This window comes from Clostridium sp. (genome assembly GCF_022482905.1).
Taxonomy (GTDB): domain Bacteria; phylum Bacillota; class Clostridia; order Clostridiales; family Clostridiaceae; genus Clostridium_B.
In genome coordinates this window covers 1,830,680-1,842,782 of sequence record NZ_JAKVOI010000001.1, presented here as the reverse complement: position 1 = coordinate 1,842,782, position 12,103 = coordinate 1,830,680, and the positions used below count along the sequence as shown (strand labels likewise).

Genomic DNA, 12,103 nt, shown 5'->3' with positions numbered 1-12,103 from the left:
TACTGTGGCATACAAGGTTTTGATTACTGAGGACATAGACGGGGAAGGAAAAGAATATCTTGAAAAAAATGGATATAAAATAAAGATGGCATCTGGAGTATCGGAGGACATTCTGGCAAAAGAAGTTGAAGACTGTGATGCCATTTTAGTCCGCATGGCATGTATTACGAAGAGAATTATGAGAGCCGGAACAAAATTAAAAGTAATATCGAAGTTTGGTGTTGGGATGGACAATATAGATGTCCGTGAAGCACTGGAACTTGGAATACAGCTTACCAATTCACCGGAATCAAACAAAAATACCGTAGCTGAATATACTATGGGACTTGTCATGGCACTTGCAAAAAAAATTTTCGTATATGACAGGGAGCTTAGAAAAGGAAATTTTGATATAAGAAATGATTTCGGAGTTGATATTCAGGGAAAGGTGCTTGGAATTGTTGGAATGGGGGCCATAGGACAACTTGTTGCTTCTAAAGCAATAAATGGGTTCCAAATGAAGGTTATAGGACTTAAACGTCATACTTCTTCAGGAACCATAGAAAATATTGAACTTACGGATGATTTCGACTATCTGCTTGAGAATTCTGATTTTGTGAGCCTTCACGTTCCTCTTACAGCTGAGACGAAAAAACTTATAGGCAGGAGGGAACTGTCTCTCATGAAATCAAGTGCATTTCTCATAAATACGGCACGGGGCGAAGTAGTGGACAGTGAGGCACTTGCAGATGTTCTTGCAAAAAGGAGAATAGCGGGAGCTGCAGTTGATGTTTTTGAAGGAGAGGTACCTTCAAAGGACAATTCTCTTTTTAAACTGGACAATGTAATTGTAACACCTCATACAGCAGCACATACAGCCGAAGCATTGAAGAGAATGTCACTTCATCCTGCAATTGGAATACATGAGGTATTGAGTGGCAAAAAACCTTCCTGGCCTGTAACCGGAAGCTATTGAAAAAAATGGGCAGCATTTGCTGGAAATTTCCAGTGCAATACTGCTGCCGTCAGATTTTTTATAGAAATCAATCTTCCAATGAGGAAGTATAGGATATTTTTTTATCTTCATTACAGTATACATGTGTGCTCCTGCCCTTTATACTCGTATTGAGCTGTACAGGTTTGCCCCACAGGTTGAATACCTGTTTCAAGGTGGCTTCCATATATGAAAGATTCAGGTCCCTTCCGTCATAAATCTGTTTCAATATCAAGCTCCCATCTTTTTTTGAGATATCATCCACCACTATATTGGGAATTGAACCCATTCCACAGCCGCTGCAAAGTGTATCCCTGATTTGAAGCCACCCCGTATCATCTGAAATATTTTCAACTACATAATTGCCGCCTTCTTTGGAATATTGGAATAAATTCAGTTCATAACACAGGTCTTTGGTAAGATATCGTCTAATAAAAGATTCATCTCTTTCAAGCATCCTCACCTCAAATATTTTATCCGTTCCAAATCTTTTTTCAAGGTCTTCAAACATCTTGAATCCAAGATGATAGGGATTGATGTTTCCCGTGAGGGGAGTAATTACATCATTGTGTCTTTTGATAAATTCAATATAAAGGGAATCCGGGAGGTCAAGAAGATGAAGTATTTTATAGTGCCAGTAGCTTGCCCAGCCCTCATTCATTATTTTAGTTTCCACCTGGGGTATGAAATAGGCAGTTTCCTTGTGTACTACATTGAGAATATTTCTCTGCCACTCCTCCAGATCTCCATGATTCATTATAAATTTTACAAGATCGTCCTTTGAATCATCCTCCTTTGATTTTTTTATACCGATGGCCCTGCTTGTCTGAAATCTTATGGAGTGGGCGGCATCCAAAATTTTTTCCACTTCTTCATATCCTATACTTGGATCATTTACATACTCCCTTATCATATCTGCATCATTTTTAAACATCTCCAAAGTGTAGGAGGCCCGGGTTCCTTCCTTGAACAGCCGGTTGTTTTTAAAAAAGTCATTATGGCCGTATACGTGGGCCATGGTAAGAATCTGCAGAAGCAGTGTATTGTCCTTCATCAAATAAGCGAGGCATGGATTGGAGTTTATGACCATTTCATAGGGAAGGCCGGTAAGATTGTACTTGTAAAGTGATTCCGAACGGTCATAAGCTTTACCGAAGCTCCAGTGGGGGTATCTGGAGGGCATGCCTACATATGCTTCATAACCTATCATGTCCCTGTAACTTACGATTTCAAATTCCTGAGGATAAAAATCAAGTCTGGATTTTTTTGCAGTTTCCTCTATGATTTTACACCATTTTTCTAAATCTGAAGTTGAATACTCCAAGGAAATCACCCCGTTTCGAATTCTTTTTTCAATATTTTTTTCAGGGATTCCCACAAATCCTGTTTTTTGTTTATAGTGACAGCGGCGAAGTTGTTCCTGTCAATTCCCCTTCGGAACAACTCCTTTATATTGCTGCTGTAAGGACTTGGAATAATCTCTGCATAACTGAAAAGATTGCAGATTTCACTTAATTTTTCAGCATATTTCAGGGCAAGATCGTTATCTTCGTTCCAGTTGTCTCCATCACTTACACAAAAGGTGTATAAGTTCCAGTATGAGGGATTGTAATTTTCTTCAATTACCTCAAGGGCTTTTTTCAATCCACTGGAAATATAGGTACCACCGGATTCAACCTTGTGGAAAAATTCTCCTTCGGTAACCAGCTTTGCAGTAGTGGAGTGGGCTATAAATTTGACTTCCACGTTGTTGTATTTCATTCTCACGAATTCATACAATATGAAGAAAAATGACCTCGCCAGAAATTTTTTTGTGTTGTCCATGGAACCCGATGTATCCATGACACATATGACTGCGGCGTTCAATTCACGTCTGGGCTTTTTTTTCACCCTGAAATATCTTAAATCATCCTGCCTGAAGGGGAAGCGTGAATCCTCAATATCCTCATTTTCATCTGCTTCAGCAAGATCCCTCTTCAAGGACTGTTTTCTCTTCAATTTTTCAACTACACTCCTTTTCCTGGCAAGTCTTGGGTTTATTCCGTTTTTCTGATAGCCGCTTTTCTTCAGGGAGTTTTTAGACATGATTTCTGAAAATCTTTTCTTGTCCATTAAAGGAAGTTCAAGATCCTCAAGAAGATAATTTATAAGTTCCTCTATGGTTATTTCAGTCTCATACATATCTTCTCCTTCTCCATTTCCTGCGCCCTTGCTGCCTTTTCCCCCTGAACTTCCGGATGCCCTGCCTATTTTATCGCCTTTTTTCTGGGAACCGTCACCGCTTCCAACACCGGAACCATTTTCTCCGTATATGAACCTGTATTCCTTTATGCCTTTTATTGGAATCTTTATTTTCCTGTTTTTACTCTGACCTATGATACTTTCTTCGGATATTATATCCGCAAGATTGTCCTTTATGGATTTCTCAACCAGCTGTCTGTGACGCCGCCTGTCTTCCAGTGACCTGTCATGATCTTCATTTGAATCAAATTCTCTGAAAATAGCCATGGGATCAATCCTTCCATAAATTGTTGGCTGCATACTTCAGTACAACATCACAGCAGTGGTCACAATAGCCGTTTTCCTTCATTTCTTCCACCATGGAATTATATTTTTCATCCTGTTCTTTGTTCCTGACCTTTGATCTTGTTATAATTCTTGAAAGTTCTTTTACGGAGGTAGTAAGCTTTTTTTCTATAGCTTCTTTAAGTGGTTCATAGGAGGTATAATCGATTTTTCCGCCATTTCTTATGACATAGAACATGTAGGATGTAACATCCGTCCTGAAGCCCTTGGCGGAGCTTTCCGAAATTCCTATATGCTCCTCTATGGATCTCATAAAAGTTTCATCAGGTTCCAGCTCCTCACCTGTGGAGTGATCCTTGATCTTGTTCTTGTTTACATAGGCTTCAGCATGGTCAAGGTAGTTGTCAAAGAGACTTTCCGCCTGTTCCTTGAAGCTGTGTATGAAGGCCCTTGTTACCTCCTTTTCTAGTAACTTGTTATACTCTTTCCTTATTGTATCCTTTAAAAATGTCATGTATCTTTTTTTGTCGTCATCGGCTATATCAAGCTCCTTGACTGACTTTGTGATACTTTCAATTACACTCAACGGATTTATGCAGTTGTACTCGGAATTTGACAGGGCATTGTCCAGGGCCTTTACTATGAATCTTGTAGATATTCCTGTCATTCCTTCTCTCATTCCCGCCTCCTCTTTTAGTTCGGAGAAGTCTATTTTCTTGGTGGTGCCTTTTTCCACTATATCTTCACCGTTGTAGATTCTGAGTTTTGTCATGGGGTCAACCTTGTTTGAAGGTGCCAGTCGTGAAAGAATTGCAAACATTGCAGCAACTTCAATAGTGTGAGGTGCTATGTGTGCACTGAACCTGCTCTTTCCAAGTATCTTTTTGTATATCTTGACTTCTTCATTTAATTCCATGCAGTAAGGGACTTCCACTTTTACAATTCTGTCCAGTATCGCTTCATTCGTGTGATCTGACTTGAATTTGTTCCACTCTGATTCGTTGGAGTGCGCAAGTATTATCCCGTCAAAATATATCATTGAACCTTTCCCGGGAGAAGGTACAGATTTTTCCTGTGTAGCTGTAATTATCGTATGGAGATATTCAACATCATTCTTGAATACCTCTATGAATTCCACAAGTCCCCTGTTTCCAACATTGAAAGCGCCGTTCAAGGAAAATATCCTTGGATCGTCTTCAGGGTACATATCCATTTTTGATATGTCTATGGAGCCTGTAAGGACAGATGTATCCTGGTTGTTGGGATCAACTGGGGGTACTACTCCTATTCCCTTTCTTGAGCGTATTGAAAAATCCGTGGCAATTACGGGAAATTTTTCATACTCCCCGTTGAATTCATGCTTCAGCCTGTATTTGCATACAGGGCACAGGTCGCCTTCAATTTCAATGCCGAGAACTTTTTCAAAGTCCTTTCTCAGATGTTTTGGTATCAGGTGGAGAGGTTCTTCTCTCATGGGGCAGCCTTTGAGTGCATAAATAGGTTCGGAAGTTTCCAGTGCTTTCTTTATGGAATCCACAAGGGAGGACTTGCCGGCACCCACAGGCCCTACAAGGTAGAGTACCTGTCTTGATTCTTCACCCTTCATGGCTGCAGAGTGAAAGTAGTTTACAATTTTCATTATTACTTTGTCTATTCCAAAGAAATCCTCTTTGAAAAAGTTATATTTTCTGATAGGTTCATTCCCATATAATTTCTTGATCCTCGGGTTGTCCTCCGGCTTGAGTACTTCATAGCCCCTGTCCATTATAATGTCATACATTCTTTTGTGAGACAGTTTAACTATTTCCGGATTCTGTTTTATAATTTGAAGGTATTCCAAAAAGGTTCCTTCAAATCTTTCACGCTTTCGGACCTCTCTATCTTTTTGAATTATATCCTTAAAATCCATATGTTACCTCCTATTTATTTCGCTTATTAAATACTACGCAGGAGGAATATCTATTATGTGTGATAATTGATAAATATTGTACTTTTATAGTATTATAGTTATGATATTATAATAGTTAAAGAAAATTTATTGCTTAGGAGTTTGCCATGGATTATATACAGAATTCTATGTTTGATAAAAAGGTGAATCAACCACTTGCAGAGAGGCTCAGGCCATCCAGCCTGGAGGATTACATAGGTCAGAAGCACATACTCGGAAAGGGGAAGATACTGCGCAACCTCATATATTCCGACAATATAAGCTCCATGATACTCTGGGGACCTCCGGGGGTGGGGAAGACAACGCTTGCCATGATAATAGCATCTGTCACAAAGGCAAATTTCATTACCTTCAGTGCGACTACATCCGGGATAAAGGAGATAAAGGAGGTAATGGGAAAAGCCGAAAGGGACAGAAGAATGGGTATACGGACAATTGTTTTCGTGGATGAGATCCACAGATTCAACAAAGCACAACAGGATGCCTTCCTCCCGCATGTTGAGAAAGGCAATATAATATTGATAGGGGCAACTACGGAAAATCCTTCTTTTGAAGTTAATTCGGCACTGCTTTCAAGGTGCAGGGTTTTTGTACTTCATCCTCTTGATACGTCAGATATTGTAGAACTCCTGAAGAAGGCCGTCAGCCATAAAAGGGGATTTGGATACATGGATATAGATGTATCGGATGATATATTGAATATGATAGCGGTGTATTCCAACGGTGATGCAAGAACTGCACTCAACATACTTGAACTTTCAGTTATGAGCTCCGTGAATGGAAGCAGTTCTGCAAGCATAACTAGGGATACAGTAAGACAGTGCATAGGAAAGAAGATGCTTCTCTATGACAAGGGCGGGGAGCAGCATTACAATCTGATTTCCGCACTTCACAAATCAATGAGAAACAGTGACCCTGATGCTGCCGTATACTGGCTTGCAAGAATGCTGGAATCAGGAGAAGATCCCCTGTATGTGGCAAGAAGAATAGTTCGTTTTTCTTCTGAAGATATTGGAATCGCAGATCCGGATGCAATGGGGATTGCAGTTGCGGCATATAATTCTGTCAGATTCATAGGAATGCCCGAGTGCAGTGTGAATCTGACACAGGCGGTAGTTTATATGGCCTGTGCACCAAAATCGAATTCCCTGTATATGGCTTATAAAAAGGCTAAGAAGGATGCAATGGATACTATTTCCGAAGGTGTACCGCTTCATCTTAGAAATGCTCCTACAAAATTGATGGGTGATCTTGGCTATGGAAAAGGTTACAAGTATGCACATGACTTCAAGGAAAAAACTGCCGATATGCAGTGCCTTCCGGATAATTTGAAAGATGCCAGATACTATATTCCCTCTGATGAAGGCTTTGAAAAACACGTCGGGGAAAGACTGTCAAATATAGAAAAATTGAAGAAAAAACACTGATACCATAATTTATTGGAGCTGATAGAATTGATACAACTTATAGGAATAAAAAGTGATTGTGATATTGAAACGAGGCAGAAATTTTCCATTGTACCTTCAAGACTGGAAAACAATCTGAAGCATATAAAAAGAGATATAGGTGATGCCGTCATATTGAGTACCTGCAATAGAACGGAGGTATATGTGGATTCAAAGCTCGAAAGAAGTGAGCTTGTTCATGGTGTGTTTGAAGTACTGGGATGGGATGATAACCTGATGGAAAATGTTTTTTATGTAGAAGACAGGGATGCAGTAAAGCATCTTATGGAAGTCGGCTCCGGTTTTCATTCCAGGATTCTTGGAGAGGACCAGATACTCGGGCAGATAAAGTCCGCCTATCAGGCAGCAATTGAAGCCGGAACTGTAAAAGGCAGACTTCACAGACTGTTTCAGAGCACGATAACATGTGGAAAGAAATTTAAAAACACCTGCAGGATGTATGAAATACCAGTTTCAGTTCCGTCTATAACTGTAAAAGAAGCCAGAGACAGAAATTTGAAAAGATACATGATACTTGGGTTTGGACAGATTGGACAGCTTGTACTGAAATATATTTTATCTGCTTCTGTAGAAAAGATATATGTTGTGGTCCGCAATATAAACAAAATTCCTTCAGGAGCAGGAGAATACAAGGGTGTTCAATTTATAACCTTCAGGGAAAGAAAAAATTATTATGAGGATGTGGACTGTATAATCAGCTGTACTTCCGCACCTCATGCCATAATAGGAAAAGAGGAGCTGCCCTCTGAAAATATAGTTGTATTTGATCTGGCGGTACCAAGGGATGTAAACAGGAACGTCATGGAACTGCCGAATATAGAATTGTATGATATAGACAGCATAAGCAGGATAGACGAGAAAAATAAAAACACAAGAAGGAAAAAGATGCTTGAGCACAGATATATAATCTGCAGCTATATAGATGAATTTGTGAGGTGGCAGTCCACGGCAGAGCTTTCACCGGAAATACAGAAAATAAAAAGGCAGGCGGATGCCATATGCAGAAGAAGGGTAAATACCTATGTAAACAAGAAACACACGAAAGACAATGAAAAACTTGTACGTGCAATGGTGGAAAGTACTGCCAGATTATATGTCGACAGGGCAATAGAGGTTTTAAAGGAAGAAAAGCTGAAGGGCAGGGAAAATGAATGCATTGATATTATAAACAGGATATTCTGCAATAAAAATTACATATGATATAGGAGGAATGTACTAATGAAAAGTAATGATATATTCAAGGAATCGGAAATTTATATGCCGGGTGGAGTAAACAGTCCTGTAAGGGCCTTTAGGGACGTCCCTTTGGATCCTCCTGTAATAAAAAGGGGAAAGGAGGCTCATATATATGATGAAGACGGCAATGAATATATAGATTTTGTATGTGCCTGGGGTCCCATGATTCTGGGGCATTGTGATGATTATGTAGTTGATGCCGTAAAGAGAACAGGTGAAGAGGCTATTTCCTTCGGAGCTCCAACTAAAATTGAACTGGAGCTTGCAAAGTACATATGTACTACTGTGGACAATGTTGAAATGATAAGAATGGTCAATTCAGGTACTGAAGCTACAATGAGTGCCGTGAAACTTGCAAGGGGATACACAGGAAGAGACAGGATAATAAAATTTGCAGGATGTTATCATGGACATTATGACGATTTTCTTGTTGATGCAGGCTCGGGACTTATGACGGCAGGAACTCCGGGAAGTGCGGGGGTGACGGAGGACAGTGTAAAAAATACGATAATAGCGGAATACAACAATATCAAAAGTGTAGAGAAGATATTTGAAAAATATGGTGATATTGCAGCCGTCATTGTAGAGCCTGTGGCAGGAAACATGGGAGTAATACCAGGAAACAGGGATTTCCTTGAAGGCTTGAGAAAACTGTGTGATGAAAATGGAAGCCTTCTTATATTTGATGAGGTTATGAGCGGATTCAGGGTCGCCTATAAAGGAGCACAGAGCATATATGGAATAAAGCCTGATATAACGACTTTTGCCAAAATAATGGGCGGGGGGCTTCCATGTGGTGCCTACGGTGGAAAGAGGAAGATAATGGAGAAACTTTCACCGATGGGTCCTGTATATCAGGCAGGGACCATGTCGGGAAATCCAATAGTAATGGCGGCGGGACTTGCAACACTGAAAAAGCTCCATGAAAATCCCGGATACTATGAATATCTTGAAAAATTGGGGCAGAAACTTCAGAGCGGAATAGAAGATGCGGCCAAAAGAAAAAATCTTCCTGTTGTAGTAAACAGATGCGGGTCCATGTTTACAGTGTTTTTTACTGAGGATGAGGAAGTGAGAAATTATGAAGATGCCAAAAGATGTAATACCGGGCTCTTTGCAAAGTATTTCAAACACATGCTTGAAAATGGAATCTACATAGCACCGTCACAGTTTGAATCCGTATTTTTGAATGTAAAGCACAGTGAATCGGATATAGATGAATTCCTGAATGCCTTTGAAACATTTGAAATATAAGTAGTTTCACATTTTGACCTGTATTTGCATAATGTAGTACTATAAAAAGTTAGTTGAGGTTAACTCTGTTAAACCCGGCAAACAAATACAGGTTGAAAGAGGGGATACTTATGAAAGTATTGAATAATGTCGAAATAGGAAAATCCGCGAGGGTTGAAAATATTACTGCAAGCGGGCTGATGAGGGAGAGAATGCTTGCAATAGGACTTACAAAAGGAGCGGAAGTAGAGGCTGTGCGCAGAGGACCATGGGGAGACCCTACTGTATATAACATCAGGGGAGCAATGATTGCACTTAGAGAAGATGAGGCCTCACTGGTACATGTTTCCCAGGATAACTTTACAGAAGGATTATCAATGTCTGTGGGGGGTAAATAATGGGACTTACCTATCAATCCACAGGATTTGATTCCATGGTGGATTCATATAAAGTGTCAAAAAAAGATGACCAGTATGTTTTTGCACTTGCAGGAAATCCAAATACAGGCAAGAGCACTGTCTTCAACGCACTGACGGGATTGAAACAGCATACTGGAAACTGGCCCGGCAAGACGGTTACCAATGCAAGGGGAGAGTTCAGGGTAGAAGACAGTGAGTTCATACTTGTGGATCTTCCCGGTACCTATTCACTCTTTTCCTCTTCTGTAGAGGAGGAGATAGCAAGGGACTTCATCTGTTTTGGAAATACTGATGCGGTAATTGTGGTTGCTGATGCTACATGCCTTGAGAGAAACCTGAATCTGGTATATCAGGTCATGGAAGTTACAGACAAGGTTATACTGTGCATTAATCTTATAGATGAAGCAGAGAGGAAAAACATACACATATACAGGGAAAGAGTGGAAAATGAACTTGGCATTCCGGTTGTGCTGACAGCAGCCAGAAGTGGAATTGGGATGGATGAATTGAGAAAAACTGCATACAGGGTAAGTTCAGGTGAGATAAAACCTTCTCCCAGGAAAGTGATCTATCAGGATTATATAGAAGTTATGATCTCGCGATTGCAGATTCTGCTGAAAGAAAAAGTTGGGAAATTGAATTCACGCTGGATTGCACTCAGACTGATTGACGGGGATGAAAAAATTACAGATGCCCTACTTGAAATGATTGGAGAAGAAGATTCCGGTATACTTTTAAAACAGATAAACAAAATAAGGATGAACTATGATAGAAACCGTATAAGAGATGATGTCACCTGCAGTATATACGAAAAGGCTGAGGAGACAAAAAATAAATGCATGGATGTTGATACCCGTAAATCAGAACGGGATATGAAGATAGACGACTATATTACATCCAGAATTTTCGGAATTCCAATAATGGTGGGGATGCTCGCCCTGGTTTTATGGATAACTATTGAAGGTGCCAATGTACCCTCCGACATGCTTGCAGAGCTGTTTTTCAAATTTCAGGATAAGCTCACGGTGTGGTTTACAAATATTGGTGCACCAAAATGGCTGTATGGAATTCTTGTACTGGGATTGTACAGGACAATGGCATGGGTGGTCTCGGTCATGCTTCCTCCAATGGCAATATTTTTCCCGCTTTTCACACTGCTTGAGGACCTTGGATATTTACCGAGAGTTGCACTGAATCTGGATCATCTGTTCAAGAAGGCATGCGCCCATGGGAAACAGTGCTTGAGTATGTGCATGGGACTCGGCTGCAATTCGGCGGGGGTAATAGGCTGCAGGATTATTGAATCGCCAAGGGAAAGGCTTATAGCGATACTTACAAATAATTTTATGCCCTGCAATGGGAGATTTCCGACGCTTATTGCAATCTCGTCCGTATTTCTTGTTGCCGCATCTGGAAAGGGCATCTTCAATTTTCTGCCTGCACTGTCCATCACAGGCATAGTGGTTCTCGGAGTTGTTATAACATTGCTGGTTTCCTATGTATTGTCCAAAACAATTCTAAAAGGGTATCCATCAAGTTTTACCCTGGAACTTCCACCTTACAGAAAACCGCAGATAGGAAGGGTCATATATACTTCGATCATTGACAGGACAATATTTGTTCTGGCAAGGGCGGTGGTTGTTGCAGCTCCTGCAGGAATAATTACCTGGGTACTTGCCAATACCTACATTGGAAATTTGAGCATATTGGGTCATGCAGCTGCATTTCTTCAGCCCTTTGCACATCTGATAGGCCTTGACGGATATATACTCATGGCATTTATACTGGGAATACCTGCCAACGAAATAGTTGTTCCGATACTTATTATGGCCTATCTTTCTACAGGTTCAATGACCGATTACCAGAGTATAGATTCATTGAGACACATACTTGTATCCAATGGATGGACAGATCTTACTGCACTGAATTCAATGCTGTTCTGTCTGCTGCACTGGCCATGTGCCACAGCACTTTTAACCATACGTAAGGAGACGGGAAGCACCAGATGGACCCTGCTCTCTGCGGCAATTCCAACGGGAATTGCAATTATAATTTGTTTTATTACTACGTCAATTGCCAGGATACTGGGATTGTATTAAAAAATCATAGTTAAAATTGGAGGGCACTGAAAAAGCTATAGCTTTTTCAGTGCCTTTCTAAAATTGCTATGATTTTTTAATTGCATAATTTAAAATAATTAATATATAAATAACAATAATTAATATAGAAATGGATAATATCAAAAATAATTAATGCTTATATTGATTTATTTAATTAGAAATGATATATTATACTTACAGGG

9 protein-coding genes are annotated in these 12,103 nt (G+C 40.0%); 6 read left to right on the top strand and 3 right to left on the bottom strand.

Annotation, left to right across the window (positions count from 1 at the left end; all coding sequences use genetic code 11):
- Positions 1–4: 4 nt before the first annotated feature.
- Complete coding sequence (locus LKE46_RS09075) at positions 5–955, top strand: hydroxyacid dehydrogenase (RefSeq protein WP_291720871.1); 951 nt, start codon at positions 5–7, stop codon at positions 953–955.
- Between the two features lie 67 nt (positions 956–1,022).
- Here the strand turns inward: LKE46_RS09075 and LKE46_RS09070 are convergent, their stop codons facing one another.
- Genes LKE46_RS09070 through LKE46_RS09060 form a run of 3 tightly spaced genes read right to left on the bottom strand, consistent with a single transcriptional unit; the run spans position 1,023 to position 5,408 of the window.
- Positions 1,023–2,297, bottom strand: coding sequence for a SpoVR family protein (locus LKE46_RS09070; RefSeq protein ID WP_291720868.1), 1,275 nt, complete (start codon positions 2,295–2,297; stop codon positions 1,023–1,025).
- 5 nt (positions 2,298–2,302) lie between these two features.
- Entirely contained in the window at positions 2,303–3,481 is a 1,179-nt protein-coding gene (gene yhbH, locus LKE46_RS09065) for a sporulation protein YhbH (RefSeq protein ID WP_291720865.1), read from the bottom strand.
- A 4-nt stretch (positions 3,482–3,485) separates the two neighbouring features.
- On the bottom strand, positions 3,486–5,408 hold the full coding sequence (locus LKE46_RS09060; RefSeq protein WP_291720861.1) for a PrkA family serine protein kinase: 1,923 nt from the start codon (positions 5,406–5,408) through the stop codon (positions 3,486–3,488).
- A gap of 146 nt (positions 5,409–5,554) precedes the next feature.
- On the opposite strand from LKE46_RS09060, the gene LKE46_RS09055 reads away from it, so the two are divergent.
- From LKE46_RS09055 to feoB, 5 genes are read left to right on the top strand one after another with little or no spacing between them, the layout of a single operon-like run.
- Positions 5,555–6,874, top strand: coding sequence for a replication-associated recombination protein A (locus LKE46_RS09055; RefSeq protein ID WP_291720858.1), 1,320 nt, complete (start codon positions 5,555–5,557; stop codon positions 6,872–6,874).
- 27 nt (positions 6,875–6,901) lie between these two features.
- Positions 6,902–8,113 (top strand): glutamyl-tRNA reductase, encoded by a 1,212-nt coding sequence (hemA, locus tag LKE46_RS09050; RefSeq protein WP_291720854.1) that lies wholly within the window; start codon positions 6,902–6,904, stop codon positions 8,111–8,113.
- A gap of 18 nt (positions 8,114–8,131) precedes the next feature.
- A complete protein-coding gene (gene hemL / locus LKE46_RS09045) occupies positions 8,132–9,403 on the top strand; it encodes a glutamate-1-semialdehyde 2,1-aminomutase (protein ID WP_291720851.1) in 1,272 nt (423 codons plus the stop codon).
- A 53-nt stretch (positions 9,404–9,456) separates the two neighbouring features.
- Complete coding sequence (locus LKE46_RS09040; RefSeq protein WP_366847198.1) at positions 9,457–9,780, top strand: FeoA family protein; 324 nt, start codon at positions 9,457–9,459, stop codon at positions 9,778–9,780.
- Positions 9,780–11,900, top strand: coding sequence for a ferrous iron transport protein B (feoB, locus tag LKE46_RS09035; protein ID WP_291720848.1), 2,121 nt, complete (start codon positions 9,780–9,782; stop codon positions 11,898–11,900). The genes LKE46_RS09040 and feoB overlap by 1 nt, the downstream gene beginning before the upstream one ends.
- The last annotated feature ends 203 nt before the right edge of the window (positions 11,901–12,103 follow it).